Here is a 15868-nt window from a genome sequence, read left to right as displayed (position 1 = left end):
TCCTCGACGCCCCACCTCGGAGGCTCGGAGGCGCGCCGCATGACGAGCTGGCCATGGTCGCCGTCCATTCCTGACAAGTTGGCATCGGCGCCGCGGAGCAGGGTGAGCGGACCGCCGCGCAGCGCCATGGGCCGGCGGACGGCTGCGTGGCCCGAAACACGCGCTCTTCGAGAGAGCTCGGCTAGCTTGAGGCAGGTGGATTCGACCGACGCCGCTCCCCCGCAGCCGGGCTCGAAGGCAGGGCCGAGCGCGAAGGAGCGCGCCACGGCGCCGGAGACGGCGCGCGCCGGGCAGCCCGGCCAGCCCAGCGCGCGCCCGGAAGGCGCGCCCGCGTCCGGCGCCACCCCGTCGGTGCGCCCGACCTCGAGCCGGCCCAGCCGGCTGGCGCCGAGCGGCGCCGCCCCTGACGCCCACACGGCCGTCCTCGGCGTCCCCCTCACCCGCGTCGAGCTGCACCGGACCGCGCTGCTCTTCTGCCTGCTCTTCCTCGCCGCCCTCCTCTTCGTCGTCGGCCGCTCCGCGCGCGACGCGCTCTTCCTCACCAGGTTCCCCGTCACCTGGATCGCGCCGATGTGGATCGTCTACGGCGTCGCCTCCGCCGTCGCCGCGCTCGCGTACGACCGCGTCGCCCGCCACCTGCCGCGCGCCCAGCTCTGCGTCGCCTTCGCCCTCTTCGGCGCCGCCACGTTCGCGCTGCTGCGCGTCCTCATCGGCCAGGAGGTGCGCGCCGCTTACCTGGTCTTCTACATCTGGTCCGAGATCATCGCGAACTTCACCGCCGTCCTCGTCTGGGCCGTCGCCCAGGACCTGCACGACCCGCGCAGCGCCAAGCGCCTCTTCGGCCTGATCGGCAGCGGGCGCGTCGTCGGCACCGTCGCCTGCGGCTTCGCGACGGGCGCCGTCGTCCGGTGGATCGGCACCGAGAACCTCCTGTTCGTGCTCATCGCGGCGCTCCTCGCCATGGCCGCGCTCACGAGCGCGCTCGCGCGGCGCTACCCGCTCGGGCGCCCCCCGTCCGGCGACGAAGAGCTCCTCCAGGCCCGCCTTCCGCGCATGGACGTGTGGCGATCGCGCTACGCCCTCACCGTCGCGCTGCTGACCTTCCTCCTCTTCACGGTCCTCACGATCGGCGACTACCAGTTCAAGGCGATCGCCCTCACGGCCTACCCCCAGGTCGACGACCTCACCCGGTTCATGGGGTTCCTCTACGGCGCCGTCGGCGTGGTCGGCCTCCTCGTGCAGCTCGTCGCGACCCCCCGGGTCCTCCGGCGCCACGGCGTGCTCGGCGGGCTGCTCGCCATGCCGGCCGCGTTCACCGCGAGCACGGTCGCGCTGCTCGCGGCGCCGTCGCTCGCGTGGGGCGCGATCCTCAAGCTGAGCGACAACGCGCTGCAGCTCACGATCTACGACGCGACGATGCAGCTCTTGTTCTTCCCGTTCCCGCCGGCGCTGCGGGAGCGGGTGCGGACGCTCGTCTCCACGATCGCCAAGCCCCTCGGCTACGGGCTCGGCGCGCTGATCCTGCTCGTCGTGGCGCCCACCGCCGCGACGGGCCCCGCGCTCGTCGAGGAGGCCGCGTGGATCGGCGTCTACTCCCTCCCGCTCTGCGCCGCCGCCATCGCCCTCCTCCCGCTCGTGCGGCGCGGCTACTTCGACGCCATGCGCCGGACCTTGATGCGCCGCCAGATCGAGCCGGACAGCGTCGTGTACGGCCCCCAGACGCGCGCGATCCTCAAGGAGGCGCTCTACAGCCGCGCCATGGTGCAGGTGCTCTTCGCGGTCGAACAGCTCCAGCAGCTCGACCCGACCCTCGTGCGCGAGGCCGTGCCCGCGCTCGCGCGCCACGGCTCGGCCAGGGTGCGCGCGCTCGCGGTGCGCCTCGCGGCCGAGCTCGATCACGAGGAGGGGGCGAGCATCGCGCGCGCGGCGATCCACGACCGGAACACCGACGTCCGCGTCGCCGCCGTCGCCGCGCTCGCCGCGCTGCTGCGGGAGGACGCCCACGACGAGCTGCTCGCGCTCGCGCGGGAGGGCGCCGCGCCCCGCGCCGCCGCGGACGCGCCCGGCGGCGAGGCGCTCCGGGCCGCCGCGATCGCCGCGCTCCTGCGCTACTGCGGCCTCGACGGCATGCTCGAGGGCGCGCCGCGGCTGCGCGCGCTGCTCGACAGCCCGTCGCCCCGCGATCGCGTCGCCGCCGCCAGGATCCTCGGCCTGGTCGGCCACGCGTCGCTCCAGCGCGCGCTCGCGCGGCTCATCGGCGATCCCGATCCCGCGGTGCGGCGCGCGGCCGTGCGCTCCTCGTCGAGCGTCGCCGATCCGCGCCTGCTCCCCCTGCTCGCGGACGCGCTCGCCGAGCGCGCCCTCGCGCCGGCCGCGGCCCGGGCCATCGAGGCGCTCGGCGACGACGCCATCCCCGAGCTCGCGGCGCGCCTCGGCGACGACGACACCCCGCGGGCCGTGCGGCTCGCGATCCCGCGGGTGCTCGCGCGGCTCTGCAGCCACGACGCGCTCGACGTGCTGCTCGCCCGGATCGACGACCCGAACGAGGCCCTCCGCCAGAAGGTGCTCGCGTCGGCGTCGCGCCTGCGCCTCGCGCTGCGCGCGCCGCCGGCGCCTCTCCGCGTGATCCGCGCCTGCATCGACGACGAGACGCTGGAGCACGTCCGCACGCGCGAGGCGTACATCGCGGTGCGCCCCCGCGTCGTCGGCGCGCTGCTCGATCAGCACCTGCTCCGCCGGCTGCGGAAGGGGCTCATCCGCGTGCTCCGGCTGTGCGAGCTCGCCTACCCGCGCGAGGTCGTCGCCCTCGTGCGCACCCACGTCTTCGGCCCGGATCCGGCGCTGCGGGCCAACGCGTTCGAGGTGCTCGAGTCGCTGCTCGACCGCCCGCTGCGCGAGCGCCTCGTCTCCCTCGTCGAGCGGCTGCTCGAGCTGTCCGCGGCGTTCCCTCGGAGGCCCCTGCCGCCGGAGGCCGGGGTCATCTCCTGGATCCGCCACGAGATCGTGCGCGGCGACCCCTACAGCGCCGCGCTCGCGCTCGATGCCGTCGCCCGGAACTCCATCTCCGGCGCCGCCGGGGACGCGCTCGCCGCGACCTACGATCCGGACCCGCTGGTCCGCGAGGCGGCCGCCATCGCGGTCGCCGTCACGTCGCCGCCGGGCGCCCGCGAGCGGCTGGACGCGCTGCGGGCCGATGAGGATCCCGCGGTGGCCCGTTACGCACGATACTGGGCGGTCACCGGCGGCACCGGCATCGACCCCGAGGACGAGATGTACACGACGATCGAGAAGGTCCTGTTCCTGCAGCGCGTTCCGCTCTTCTCCCGCGTGGCCGGCGACGATCTTGTGGCGCTGGCGCGCGGCTCGCTCGTTGTGTCGCTGGCCCGGGGCGACGTCATCTTCCGCCAGGGTGAGCCTGGCGGCGCGCTCTACTCGATCATCTCGGGCGAGGTGAGCCTTACCCTGGACGGCCGCGAGATCGCGCGCCTCGGCGCGAACGACGTGTTCGGCGAGATGTCGCTCTTCGACAGCGAGCCGAGGGCCTCGACCGCGGTGGTGACCGAGGACGCGGAGCTGCTCCGGGTCTCCGCCGAGGATTTCCACGAGGCGGTGCGGGAGACGGCCGAGATCGCGGACGCCGTGATCCGGGTGCTGAACCGGCGCCTGCGCGAGGCCGACCGCAAGCTGGCCGACGCGCACGCGCGGCTGTCGCTCCTTCCGAGGCCGCCGGCGCTGCCCGGAAGAGCGCCGCCTCCGGGGGACGAGACGCCGGCGCTCGACGACAGCGATCTGGACTGAGGAGCGCCGCGCGCGACCTCGATCGAGCGAGCGAGCGCTGCAGGTGCACGCCGCGTGGAGCGCCGGCGCGGGCGATGCGGAACATCGTTTGCAGCGTGGCTGCAATATTCGAGCACCAGGGACGTCCAAGGGCGGCGGAAGAGGTCTCGGGACCCCCGAGGCCAGCCCGACCTCTCCCTGGCACCTCTCTCCGGAAGGACCCGCATGGTATCGCTGCATTTCCCGCTGTTCGCTTCCCTTTCGCGCCCGTCGGCCGCGGCACCGCGCCTCCTCGGAGCGCGGCTCCGCCGGCTCGGGAGTGCGCTGCCGCTGGCCGCCGCGCTCATGGCCGCGCCCGCATGCGCCGCCGCCGAGGGGTATCCGCAGGGCGCGAGCTACGCCCCGTACGGCGCTGATGAGACCTTTCCTTCACAGCCCGCCGCGACCCGGAGGGTCCAGGTCGAGGTCCGGGTGAGCGCGCAGACGCAGCTCGAGGCGGACGAGTACGAGGACACCGATCCGAGCGCCCTGATCGAGTTCTACCGGCCGCTCGCCCCCTACGGCACCTGGGTCGACGACCCGAGCTACGGCACGGTCTGGGTGCCTTCCTGGTCCGAGGTTGGCCTCAACTTCGCGCCCTACCAGACCGACGGGCACTGGGCGCTGACCGACGAAGGCGAGTGGCTCTGGGTCAGCGACTACGCGTGGGGTCACATCCCCTTCCACTATGGCCGCTGGATCCGGACGGCCGGCCACGGCTGGGCGTGGATCCCGGGGCGCGCGTACGCCCCGGCGTGGGTCGTCTGGCGCGTCGGCGGTGACGGCTACGTCGGCTGGAGCGCGATGCCGCCCACCTACTCCTGGCGGAACGGCGTCGCGGTCTCGCTGAGGACCGTTCCCCCTGAGGCGTATGTCTTCTGCCCGACGACGCACGTATTCCACGATCACGTCGACATGCATGTCGTCCGCGATCGCGATGAGATCCGGCGCATCACCAGGCGCTCGCGCGCCTACGGGCCGGCGCTGCCGACCGCGGGCAGGCCCGAGCGCAGCTGGTCCCGCCCGGATGGGGCGGGGCGATCGAGCCCGTCCGGCCGGAGCCGTGCTGGCGGCTATCGCCTGGCGTCGCCCTCGCTCGTCGAGATCGGCATTCCGTCGTCGGACGCGCCGAGGTTCCGCGGCAGGCCGGACCCGCGCGCTCTTGCCTATTCGCGCAAAGCGGCGACGCCGAGCGCGCACGTCGCGCCGGCGCCCGTGCCGCGTCTCTCGGCGCCCCCTGCTCCCTCGGGCGGCGACCGGCCCCAGGCGCGCGAGCTGCACGCCCCGCGGACACCCGCGTACCCCGCCTCGACCCCGGAGCCGCGCGTCGGCGCCACGCCGCACGTCGTCGCCACGCCGCCTGCTGCCGCCGCGCCGCGGGTCGGCGCCGCGCCGCGGGTCGGCGCCACGCCGCGCGTCGGCGCCACGCCGCGGGTCGGCGCCACGCCGCGGGTCGGCGCCACGCCGACCACGTCACACGCGGTCCCGCACCACGCGCCGTCGGTCTCGGCGCCGCGACCGATGCGACCGGCGACACCGGCGCTGCACGCGAGCGCGACGGTCGCGCGGCCGCCTGCGATCCCGAGCGCGCCGTCGTCCCCGGCGCGCCCCAGGATTCGCATCCCGTCAAGCCCGGCTGCGGAGAAGGCGGCGCCGGCGCCTGCATCCGGTCGCCCGCAGTCGAGGTGACGCGTGGTCCACGTATTGCGACGTCCGCGCGCAGGAGAAGAACCGATGACTGCTCCCGCCGACTTTATGAAGCGTCGTTCCGTGGGGATATGGTCGTTCCTGCTCGTCGCTGCGCCCCTCGGCTTGGGCGGCTGCGTTCTCGCCGACGACGAGGATGCCCGCCGCGATGAACCCCCGGTGCACAACGGCGACGAGGACGAGGGGGACAGCCGCGTCCCTCCGCCACGTGCACCCGCGGGCGACCCCCGGCTCGTCGCCATCGATACGGGCGCGGTCCTGAGCAGCCCGCCGGGCGAGGGCATCGGCATCTTCCTCGAGTACGCGCCCGGCGGGACGTGGAAGCTCTGGACGACCTGCGACACCAACACCTCCAAGGTCATCTGCAGCTTCGATCTCTATGTCTCGGTGGACACGTCGTCCCAGCTGTTCGACATCGCGGGGATCGAGCTCGAGACGAAGGACTCGACGCGCCTCGTGAGCGATGGCGTCGCGCATCTCCACGCAGAGACCGGCTCGGACATCGACGCGATGGAGTTCACCACGACCCAGGGCGCCATCATCCGGCTGGAGGCCTACGTCGACGGGGTCCTGCAGCCTCGCTTCGTCTACTGGTTCGGCAACGGCGTCCTGCACCAGGGCGCGCCCAGCAACCCGCTCGACTTCAAGCCGACCGCGCCCTGAGGGCGATCCCGCCGCTCCTCCCGCTGCCAGCGCTGCGGGAGGAGCCCCCGGCGAGGGCGCGCGCCGCTGCCTCAACCTCGGTCGGGTGCCGACACCTCAACCTCGGTCGGGCGCCGGCACCTCAACCTCGGTCGGGCGCCGGCACCTCAACCTCGGTCGGGCGCCGGCACCTCAACCTCGGTCGGGCGCCCATGCCTCAACCTCGGTCGGGTGCCGCGGCCTCAACCTCGGTCGGGCGCCGCGGCCTCAACCTCGGTCGGGCGCCGAGCCTCAACCTCGGTCGGACGCCGCGGCGCATGACGCACAAGCGCGGCGCTCCGGATGGTGGCCTGCAATGTGCAACGTCGGGCGCGCAGGGACGTCTGAAGAGATCTGAGGGCGCCCGAGGCCAGCCCGACCTCTCCCTGGCACCCCCCTCCAGAAGGACCCATCATGCTGCCGATGCCTTTCCCGCTGTCCGCTTCCCCCTTGCGCCCTGCACCCGCGGCGCCGGGCATCCCCGGGGCCCGGCTCCGCGGGCTCGGCGGCGCCCTGCCGCTGCTCGCCGCGCTCATCGCCGCACCCGCGAGCGCCGCCGCCCAGCCCCCGCCGGTCCAGGTCGACGTCCGCGTGAACGCCGAGCTCGAGGCGGACGAGTACGAAGACACCGACCCGAGCGCCCTGGTCGAGTTCCAGCAGCCGCTCGCCGCGTACGGCACCTGGATCGACACCCCGGGCTACGGCACGGTCTGGGTGCCCTCCGCGGTCGTGGTCGGCCCGGATTTCGCGCCCTACCAGACCGCGGGCCACTGGGCGCTGACCGACGACGGCGACTGGCTCTGGGTCAGCGACTACGCGTGGGGCCACATCCCCTTCCACTATGGCCGCTGGGTCTGGATCTCCTCCCACGGCTGGGCCTGGATCCCGGGGCGCACGTACGCCCCGGCGTGGGTCGTCTGGCGCGTCGGTGACGCCGGCTACGTCGGCTGGGCCCCGATGCCGCCCACCTACTACTGGAGCAGCGGCGTCGCCGTCTCGCTGTGGACCGTTCCCCCCGCGGCGTACGTCTTCTGCCCGACGACGCACGTGTTCCATCGCCACGTCCACACGCACGTCATCCGCGATCGCGAGGTCGTCCGGCGCGTCGCCGCGCACTCGCACACCTACAGGCCGGCGCGGCCGACCGCTGGCAGGCCCGGGCACGCCGACGTCCGCCCGCGCGGCGATGGTGGCGCGGGCCGCCCGAGCCCGCCCCACGGCATCCGTCCTGGCGGCTACCGCCCGGCGTCGCCGTCGCTCGCGGAGGCCGGCGTTCCCTCCTCGGCAGCGCCGAGGCACCGCGACAGGCCGGATCCTCGCGCCCTCGCTTACGCGCGCAGGAGCACGACGCCAAACGCGCGCCTCGCGCCCCCTCCAGCGCGCCGTCCGGCGTCCCCCGCGGGCGACGACCGTCGCGCGGCGCCCGCGCTGCGCACGCCGCTGCACCCGCGGGGGACGCCCGGCGGCGACGCTCCGGCGCCGATCGCCAGGCCCGGCCTCCCCGCGCGGGGCGTCTCCGACGCGGGCGCGAGCCCATCGCACCGCCCCTCGCGGCCGACGGTCACGCCGCCGTCGCCCGTCCCCGCCCCGGAGCCGCCGGCCGCCTCGGCGCCGCGCGCCGTCGGCACGCCGGCCGCCACGCGTGCCCTCCCGCACCGATCGCCGTCGGCCACGGCGCCGCGGCCATTGCCGCAAGCGACGCCGGCGCCGCAGCCCAGCGCGAAGCCGCGCGCGCTCCCGAGCGCGCCGTCGTCCCCGCCGCGCCCCAGGATCCACCTTCCGTCAGGTCCGGCTCCGGGGAAGACGGCGCCGGCGTCCGGTCGCCCACGGTCCAGGTAGCGCTTGGTCCACGTCTTGCGACGTCCACGAGCAGGAGCAGATCCGATGACTCTTTTCGCTGACTTTGTGAAGCGTCGTTCACTGGGGCTGTGGTCGTTCCTTCTCGTCGCTGCGCCGCTCGCCTCGGCCGGCTGCATCATCGTCGACGAGGACGGCGACCACGATGGCCATCACGTCCACGACGACTGGGACGACGGCGACGACGACACCGTTCCCCCGCCGCCCGCGGACGACGTGCGGCTCGTCGCCATCGACACGGACGCCACCCTGAGCACCGAGCCGGGCGAGGGCGTCGGCGTGTTCGTCGAGTACACGGAGGGCGGGACGTGGACGCTCTGGACGACCTGCGACACCAACATCTCCAAGGTCGTCTGCAGCTTCGATCTCTATGCCTCGGTCGACACGGCGTCCGAGCTCATCGACCTGGCGGGGATCGAGATCGAGAAGACGGACGAGACGCGCCTCGTCGACATCGGCGTCGCGTATTTCCACGCCGAGACCGGCTCGGACATCGACGCGATGACGTTCACCACCACCCCGGGCGCCATCGTCCGGCTGGAGGCCCACCTCGACGGGGCGGAGGAGCCCCGCTTCGTCTACTGGTTCGGCGACGGCGTCCTGCACGAGGGCGCGCCCAGCAGCCCGATCGACTTCAAGCCGACCGCGCCCTGAGGGCGCGATCGTGCCGCCCGCTCCTCCCGCTGCCCGCGCGGCGGGAGGAGCGCCCGGCCAGGGCGCGCGCCGCTCAGGGCTCTTTCTTCGGCTGGATCGGCTGCCCCTCGACGTCCCACGCCTCCGGCTCGCCGAGGCCGATCCCCTGGAGCTGCGGCAGGATCTCCTGCCGCGGTCCCACCACCACGACGGTCGCCGCCTTCGGATCCACGGCCCTCGCGAGCTCCGCGAGGCTCGCCAGCGTCGCGCTCTGCCGCGCCTTGCTCGCGTCGCCGTCGAACGTCTCCGGCAGCTTCAGCCGCGCCAGCGTCCCGAGGCGCTGGGCGGTGCGGTTCACGGTCTCGTAGGCGGAGACGAGATCCGCGCGGTCCTGCGCCTGCACCTTCGCCAGCTCGTCCCGGGTCAGCCCGGAGTCGGCCATCTTGGCGAGCTCGGCGAGCATCTCCTTCAGGGCGGGTCCCGTCGCCTCGGTGACGACGGAGGCCCGCGCCACGAACGCGCCCGGCAGCCTCGTCTCGGTGAACGTCGAGCCGGCGCCGTAGGACCAGCCGTGATCCTCGCGCAGGTTCTGGTTCAGGCGCGACGTGAACGAGCCGCCGAGCGCGGAGTTGACCAGCTGGAGCAGCGGCCGCCGAGGATCGCTCGCCGCGACCCCCTCCCGCACGGCCGCGATCACCGACTGCGGCGCCCCCGGGCGGTCGACGAGCACCAGCCGCGGCGGCTTCCACGCCGGCGCGGCCGCCGCGCCCTGCGCTGCCGCCGCGCCCTTCGTGCCCGGCGCGGCGCTCGCCGTGGCGCCCTTCGCCGCCCAGGTCCCGAGATCGCGCGAGAGCGCCTGCTGCAGCTCGTCCCGGGTGATGTCGCCGACCACGGTGATCACCGCGCGGTCCGGGCGCCACGCCGCCTTGTAGAACGCCTTCACGGCCGGGAGCCCGATCGACTTCGCGTCCGCGACCAGGCCGTCGACGGGGTGCCCGTACGGCGTGCCCGGCCCGTAGAGCGCGGCCATCGAGACCAGCCCCGAGACCCGCGTCGCGTCGTCTCCGCGCTTCCTGAGGTCGTTCTGCCAGAGCTCGCTGACGCGCTTCCACTCCTTCGCCTCGAACCGCGGGCGCGCGACAACGTCGGCGAGCAGCGAGAACGCCTTGTCGAAGTTCTTCTTCAGCACGGAGAGCGTCGCCACGCTGCCGTCGGCGCGCGCGCCGACCGAGAGCGTCGCGCCGAGGTCGTTGATCGCGCTGGACAGCTCCACCGCGCTCCGCGTCCCCGCGCCCTCGTCGAGCATGTCCGCGGTGATGTGCGCGAGCCCCGCCGCGCCCTTCGGATCGTCCGCCGCTCCCGAGGCGACGCTGATGGCCACGGACACGATCGGCAGCGTGTGGCGCTCGAGCAGCCACACCTTCGCGCCGTTCGGCCCGTCGAGCACCACCGGCGCCGGCGGCGTGAACGGCTGCGGCTTCGGCAGCTCCGGCTTGGGCCCGAGCGGGTCCGCGGGCTTCGCGGCCGCCGGCGGGGCGCTCGGACGCGGCGCCTCCGCCCGGGCGGCGGACTGCGCCGGCGTCCTCGGCTCGCAGCCGAGGGCCGTGGCGACCAGCGCGATCATCGCGCCTGCGTGTCTCGCTCTCATTTCGTCACCGCCTTCTTCGCCTCTTCGCTGCCCTTCGGCACGACCCGCAGGATCACCCGGGCGTTCGGGTCCAGGGTGCTCTTCGCGTAGGCCTGCAGCGACTCCGCGGTCGCGTCGCGGTAGCGCTTCAGATCCTGCTCCACGAACCCGGGCTGGCCCTTCGCCGTCTCGTACTGGTTGAGCATCGAGGCCCGGCCGGCGACCGACTCGAGCGCCGTCACGAAGGCGGTCTCGTACTGGTTCTTGGCCCGATCGAGCTCCTCGCGGCTCAGCTTCGCGTCCCGCACCTTGGCGAGCTCGGCGTCGATGGCGGCCTCGACCTTCTCGAGCGGCACGCCTGGCCGCGCGATCGCCTCGACGGTGAACGTCGAGCCGAGATCGCCGGAGCGCTGCACGGCGCTCACCTCCTGGGCGAGCTGCTTGTCGTAGACGAGGGCCTTGTAGAGGCGGCTCGCCTTCCCCTGATCGAGCGCCGTGGCGAGGAGGTCGAGCTCGGCGTCGCCCGGCGCGAAGTGCGCGGGGCTATGCCAGGCCATGATCACCTTGGGGAGGTTCACGTTGTCCTCGATCGTCTTGCGCACGACGCCGCTCAGCTTCACGGGCGAGGGCGTGGTCGCCGCCGGGACGGGCCGCTCCGGGATGCCGCCGAAGAGCCGCTCGATGAGATCGCGCGTCTTCTGCGCATCGAAGTCGCCGGCCACGACGAGGGAGACGTTGTTCGGCACGTACCACCGCCGGAAGAACGTCGTGACGTCGTCGACGGTCGCGGCCTGGAGGTCCTCGTGCGAGCCGATCACGGGGTGGTGGTAGGGGTGTCCCTGCGGGTACATCAGCGAGGGCATGAGGAGGTCGACCTTGCCGTAGGGCTCGTTCTCGCTCGTCTGGCGCCGCTCGTTCCGCACGACGTCGCGCTGCGCGTTGAGCTTGGGGAGGTCCATGCTGTCCGCGAGCGACGAGAACCGATCGGCCTCGAGCCAGAGCAGGAGCGGCAGCGCGTGGGCCGGCGCCACCTCGTGGTAGGCGGTCCGGTCCTCGCTGGTCCACGCGTTGTTCCAGCCGCCCTCGGCCTCCATCCAGGCGTCGAACTGCTTCGTGGGGACGCGGCGCGTGCCCATGAACATGAGGTGCTCGAACAGGTGCGCGAAGCCGGTGCGCCCCGGCTCCTCGAACCGCGAGCCGACCTTGACCATGAGGTTCAGGGCGACCATCGGCAGCGCGCGGTCCTCGTGGAGGATCACGGTGAGGCCGTTCTTGAGGGTGTACTTGGTGAACGGGATGTCGAGCTTCGGCGGCTGGGAGGCCGCGGACTGCGGTGGCGAGGATGTAGCCTCGGGCGGAGCTGCCAGGGCGGGCTTCGGCCCGGACAGAGAGAGGGCCGCGGCCACGGCGACCAGGATCGGCCCCGTGAAGCGCGGGAGCGGCGGGTGACGCACGCGGGTCTTCATGAGCCCGAGGGTTGCGCCGGTCGCGGGCGGAGCGCAAGCGGGCGGGAGCATGGATTGCGGAGACGCGCCCGGCCAACGGGTGCGGTTGTCAAGTTGTCACGGAGGACCGACGCACCGCAGATGCGGAAAGAAAGCGCGGCGCGGGCGGGGGATGGCGAAGCTTACGCGGGCTGAGCGCCAGCCGACATCGCGGACGCCGCGGGTGGAGGCGGAGGCGCTGCTCCCGGCCGGTTGCCGACAACCTTGCCCTCTGCGGCCTTGCGGGCCTTTTCCCGCCGCGCTGCAGCGCGGCGGCGCCGCTCGTAGGCGCTCGTGACCTCGCGGACGATCTCCGGATGGCGGCGGAAGACGTGCGCCGCCGTCTTCCGGATGGCGCCGACGCGCTCGATCATGAGGTGAAGGAGCTGGTTGCGGATCGCGGCCGCGGCGGCCGAGGTGTCGCCGTCGGGGATCGTCTCCAGCGCTCGCCGTTGCAGGTCTTCCGCGAGCTTCCTGGCCTCGGCGATGAGGCGGACATCGAACTCCTCATCGGCCTCGACCAGGCGTTCCTCGAGCGACGCCGCGAGCCCCGCGTAGTCGCGGAGCGCCTGGGAGAGGGCGCTGGAGCGCTGGCAGTCCTGCGCGTGGAACTCCTTGATGCGCGCGAGCTGCGCGTCGGCGGGCTCGTCGACGTCGTCGTCGAGCAGGAACTCGAGGGCCGACTCGAGCTCATCGACAACGAACCTGGCGCGCTCTCCGACGTCGGCGACGGCGGGGTCGACGATGAGGAGCAGCCGAGTCTGCGCCTCCTGCACGGCATGGACGATGGAGAGCAGATCGTCGCTGCTCGAAGCGGGCAGGCGATTCTTGACGCGCTTGAGGCCCGGGCGATCGCCGTCGGGCTCCCAGTACCTCTTCACGAACGCCGCGGCGGCGACCGCCTCGCGCACGGCGACATCGTACGGCAGGCTCAGCGGGTTGTCGGTCCGCCCTTGCTCGGCGGCGGCCTTGACCCAGCGATCGTAATCCTTCCCCTGCTTTGCCATGATGATTGCTCGACCCCTCCTCCTGCGTCCCTCGCCCCCTCCGGGCGCGGCGCGGAGACGCGAAGATGAGTCCGCTCGAAGCGCTGTTCAGAGCAGACGCACGATCCGGACGCGAGCGAGGGGGACCGGTGGGGAAAGAGTCGGGGTGGGATGTCCTGATGGCCGGGCGCATGTCCTGATGGCCGGCCAGCGTGTCCTGATGGCCGGCGACGTGTCCTGATGGCCGGGTGACGTGTCCTGATGGCCGGGTGACGTGTCCTGATGGCCGGGTGACGTGTCCTGATGACCGGGTGGCGTGTCCTGATGGCCGGACCCGGGCGCAGCGGCCTCGCTCGCTGCGCGTGCCCGGATGGCGTGGGGAACGCGTTCAGGAAGCGGTCGTGGCGAGGAGCTCCCTGGCGTCGCTGATCAACGCGGAGCGGCGGATCCAGCGGTCCAGCTCGTCGAGGTCGGTGCTCGCGAGGACGCGCTCCCTGACCTCGGCTGGGATCTCCAAACCACGCGCCTCCAGGACGGCGACAACGGCCTGCGCCTTGGCTTCGATCTTCCCCTTCGCGACGTAGCTACGTGCGAACTCGCTCTGAAACTGGTATCCGGCCTTCATCATCGCCTCCAATGTCCGCCTCGCCGCTTCGTTCAGCGAGGATAGCACCAGGTCCCCGTAGACGGCGCGGCGCTCCTCGCCGAGCTCGACGGCCGCCGCCAGGAATGCCACGCCGATCGCCTCGCCCGCCGCGCTCTGCCCATGCGCCATCGCCGACAGCACGACCACCTCGGGCGCGGCCTTCGCCTGCTCGGCGCCCGTGACGACCGGGACGCCCTCCGGCCCGAGCACGAGCGGCGTCAGCGTCGCTCCAGGATGGCCCATGGCGATCACCCGCGAGCACCACCGCGCCATGTCCTGGTCGGTCGTCACGACCAGCAGCCAGGTCGGGCAGCGGTGCTGCGCCCTCGTCTGGGCGAGGTACACCGGCCAGACGTACGGCTTGTCCGGGTCCACGCCGAGCTGGACCTCGACCACGGTCGCCATCGCGGGCCGCTGCTGCTCGCCGACCAGCAGCACGACGACGACATCCGCCCGGCGATCCGAGGGCACGATCTCGGCGAGATCGGAGGCCACGACGCGCGCCTCCGTGAAGGCCGGTACCCGCTGGCCGAGCGCGTCCTGCAGCATCTCGGCGGCCAGCGTGGGTCGGTTCTTGAACAGCTCTACCAGGGCTTCGTGGGTCACGGAAGGCATCGGGGCGTCTCTCGGGTGGGTACGGTCGTGCTGGATCCTCGAACGGCGTGCCGGGCTCATGCGGTGATCCCGCGCGCGCCGGAGCAGCCGTCTCCCACTCGATGAATTCCGGCCAGACTCCCGGATTGGTCACGCCGTGTGACCTGCGTGCGCCCCGACATCAGGACACGGGGCTCCGCGAGAGGGCACTCCGGGATACGAGATGACGTAAAAACGCGAGCGCGGCGGGCCTCTCGTCTCATTTCCCGATCGTCAGCGCCTCCTGCCCGGAATCCACAACGAGAGCACCTCGGCCGGCACAGGGCCGGTCGAGGGTCGAGGTGGAGCGCTGGGGCAGCCGGGCGCAGCGGCCTCTCTCGCTGCATGCGCCCGAGGTGGAGAGCGGTTGAATGGGTCAGTACGACATCGCCTTGCGGCACATCGCGCTGCGCTGTGGCGACGAGCTTGCTCAGGGGCTGAGGCTTTCATTTCCAGTCGAAGCGTTCTCGTGGGTCGAGACACAGCTGACCGCGCTGGAGCGCAGGATCGCCCGGGTCCTCGAGCTCCGCGGCGGCGGTCAGCGGCGCCTCGTGCAGCTGGAGTTCATCGTCGCGCCAGAGAGCGACCTCGCGCTCCGCATGTGCGAGTACGCTGTTCTGCTCGTCCTCTCGCTCCGCGCCGCGGGCGACCCGTGCCGGGGCGACGGTGCGATCCCCCCGGTCGAGAGCGTGGCCGTCCTCCTCAGCGGGCGCGCGGCTCCGTGGCCGCTCGAGATCGCAACCCACACCGGCAAGTGGGAGAAGACCGGCCTCCGTGGCCTGTGGCAGGACTTGCTCAAGTTGATGATGACCGACTTCCCCTGGACGCTCGCGCCTATCGAGTAGCTGGCCCGGCGCTGGCGTTGCGCCGCCGGCGTTGCGTCGACGTCCAGCGACGAACTCGCTTTGTTCGTCAGCCCGGCCGGCTCAGCTCGTAGCGGGGCAGGCACATCGCCGATCCAGGGACGAAGTTGGGGAACGCTGTACTAGTTCAACCGCACGAGCCGCCCCACGAGGCGGAAGAGCCCCCGTGACACCGCGTTGATGGCGCCGCCGACCAGCTCGATATCGCCGCTCTCGTGGATTCGGAGCGCACCGAAACCCGAGCGAAGCAACACTTCCTTGCTGCCCTCGATCGAGATCTTCTCCCCGCGGAGGCGGAGCTCGCGCGGCCTCCGCGTCCTGAGCGCGGCGATGATCAGCGGCGGCTCACCCCCGCAGGTCTCGACCAGAACGGCGTCGCCGTTCGCGCGGGCGTCCTCGATCACCTCGAGATCGACATCGGGTGCGATCTCGGCAAGTACGGGCACATTGGCGCCCCGGGCGAGGATCGACGCTCTCCGCGTCTTGCCCTCGATCGATACGACACGCGCCGTGCACATTGCGACGGCAGCGATCGGCGGCGCCTGTCGTTCCGGGAGCACCGCCGCCGTCGTCTCGACGATCTCGTCCAGCGTCACGCCGGTCGTCGCGAGCTCCCCGACCGCTTCCGCCTTGCCCTCGGTCTCCGCAGCGCCCGGCGAGACCAGCTCCGTCTCGGAGCGAATGTTCCAGGTGCTCATTCCCCTACCTTGAAGGCACGCATCAGAAGCTCCAGTTTCGACGCGGCAACGCCTGCGCCAGCGTACAGGGCCGTACCGCTGCCGGCCACGATCGCCTCGCTCCTGCCGCATCGAACCACAGCCTCTACCGTTGTCCAGCCGTTTGGGTCGCCGTGCCACCGGTGTGCTTGACAGCTCGGAGGAGCTCGGGCCTGCTCCGAGCTCCTTACCAGAGGTGCTCGCTTGGCGCGAACCGCT

Annotated in this window: 11 protein-coding genes; 6 read left to right on the top strand and 5 right to left on the bottom strand. The window is 72.9% G+C overall.

The window, feature by feature from the left end; genetic code table 11:
* The first annotated feature begins 195 nt into the window (after positions 1-195).
* The 5 genes from WMF46_RS11485 (at position 196) to WMF46_RS11465 (ending at position 8715) form a co-directional block, all read left to right on the top strand.
* Entirely contained in the window at positions 196-3798 is a 3603-nt protein-coding gene (locus WMF46_RS11485; RefSeq protein ID WP_437985651.1) for a HEAT repeat domain-containing protein, read from the top strand.
* Between the two features lie 204 nt (positions 3799-4002).
* The gene (locus tag WMF46_RS11480; protein ID WP_437985650.1) at positions 4003-5505 is read left to right on the top strand and encodes a DUF6600 domain-containing protein; all 1503 of its coding nucleotides are present in this window, start codon (positions 4003-4005) and stop codon (positions 5503-5505) included.
* A gap of 45 nt (positions 5506-5550) precedes the next feature.
* Positions 5551-6186, top strand: coding sequence for a hypothetical protein (locus WMF46_RS11475; RefSeq protein ID WP_437985649.1), 636 nt, complete (start codon positions 5551-5553; stop codon positions 6184-6186).
* 432 nt (positions 6187-6618) lie between these two features.
* On the top strand, positions 6619-8043 hold the full coding sequence (locus tag WMF46_RS11470) for a DUF6600 domain-containing protein (RefSeq protein ID WP_437985648.1): 1425 nt from the start codon (positions 6619-6621) through the stop codon (positions 8041-8043).
* 66 nt (positions 8044-8109) lie between these two features.
* The gene (locus WMF46_RS11465) at positions 8110-8715 is read left to right on the top strand and encodes a hypothetical protein (RefSeq protein WP_437985647.1); all 606 of its coding nucleotides are present in this window, start codon (positions 8110-8112) and stop codon (positions 8713-8715) included.
* 73 nt (positions 8716-8788) lie between these two features.
* On the opposite strand, the gene WMF46_RS11460 is transcribed toward WMF46_RS11465, so the two are convergent.
* From WMF46_RS11460 to WMF46_RS11445, 4 genes are all read right to left on the bottom strand, one after another.
* Positions 8789-10342 (bottom strand): M16 family metallopeptidase, encoded by a 1554-nt coding sequence (locus tag WMF46_RS11460; protein ID WP_437985646.1) that lies wholly within the window; start codon positions 10340-10342, stop codon positions 8789-8791.
* A complete protein-coding gene (locus WMF46_RS11455; RefSeq protein ID WP_437985645.1) occupies positions 10339-11787 on the bottom strand; it encodes a M16 family metallopeptidase in 1449 nt (482 codons plus the stop codon). The genes WMF46_RS11460 and WMF46_RS11455 overlap by 4 nt, the downstream gene beginning before the upstream one ends.
* 161 nt (positions 11788-11948) lie before the next feature.
* Entirely contained in the window at positions 11949-12812 is an 864-nt protein-coding gene (locus WMF46_RS11450; RefSeq protein ID WP_437985644.1) for a hypothetical protein, read from the bottom strand.
* Between the two features lie 367 nt (positions 12813-13179).
* Complete coding sequence (locus WMF46_RS11445; protein WP_437985643.1) at positions 13180-14052, bottom strand: hypothetical protein; 873 nt, start codon at positions 14050-14052, stop codon at positions 13180-13182.
* Positions 14053-14441: 389 nt separating this feature from the next.
* On the opposite strand from WMF46_RS11445, the gene WMF46_RS11440 reads away from it, so the two are divergent.
* Complete coding sequence (locus WMF46_RS11440; protein ID WP_437985642.1) at positions 14442-14915, top strand: hypothetical protein; 474 nt, start codon at positions 14442-14444, stop codon at positions 14913-14915.
* 140 nt (positions 14916-15055) lie between these two features.
* Here WMF46_RS11440 and WMF46_RS11435 read toward each other — a convergent pair whose 3' ends face one another.
* Entirely contained in the window at positions 15056-15631 is a 576-nt protein-coding gene (locus WMF46_RS11435; RefSeq protein WP_437985641.1) for a hypothetical protein, read from the bottom strand.
* Between the last annotated feature and the right edge of the window lie 237 nt (positions 15632-15868).

The organism is Sorangium sp. So ce117 (assembly GCF_051524395.1).
Lineage (GTDB): Bacteria > Myxococcota_A > Polyangia > Polyangiales > Polyangiaceae > Sorangium > Sorangium cellulosum_B.
This window is presented reverse-complemented; position numbering and strand designations above follow the sequence as displayed.

What these genes read in the sequence shown, in the direction of transcription:
- WMF46_RS11440 (WP_437985642.1), top strand. Translation starts at nt 14,442, where the DNA reads ATGGGTCAGTACGACATCGCCTTGCGGCACATCGCGCTGCGCTGTGGC.
- WMF46_RS11460 (WP_437985646.1), bottom strand. Translation starts at nt 10,342, where the DNA reads ATGAGAGCGAGACACGCAGGCGCGATGATCGCGCTGGTCGCCACGGCC.
- WMF46_RS11435 (WP_437985641.1), bottom strand. Translation starts at nt 15,631, where the DNA reads ATGAGCACCTGGAACATTCGCTCCGAGACGGAGCTGGTCTCGCCGGGC.
- WMF46_RS11470 (WP_437985648.1), top strand. Translation starts at nt 6,619, where the DNA reads ATGCTGCCGATGCCTTTCCCGCTGTCCGCTTCCCCCTTGCGCCCTGCA.
- WMF46_RS11445 (WP_437985643.1), bottom strand. Translation starts at nt 14,052, where the DNA reads ATGCCTTCCGTGACCCACGAAGCCCTGGTAGAGCTGTTCAAGAACCGA.
- WMF46_RS11450 (WP_437985644.1), bottom strand. Translation starts at nt 12,812, where the DNA reads ATGGCAAAGCAGGGGAAGGATTACGATCGCTGGGTCAAGGCCGCCGCC.
- WMF46_RS11475 (WP_437985649.1), top strand. Translation starts at nt 5,551, where the DNA reads ATGACTGCTCCCGCCGACTTTATGAAGCGTCGTTCCGTGGGGATATGG.
- WMF46_RS11455 (WP_437985645.1), bottom strand. Translation starts at nt 11,787, where the DNA reads ATGAAGACCCGCGTGCGTCACCCGCCGCTCCCGCGCTTCACGGGGCCG.
- WMF46_RS11480 (WP_437985650.1), top strand. Translation starts at nt 4,003, where the DNA reads ATGGTATCGCTGCATTTCCCGCTGTTCGCTTCCCTTTCGCGCCCGTCG.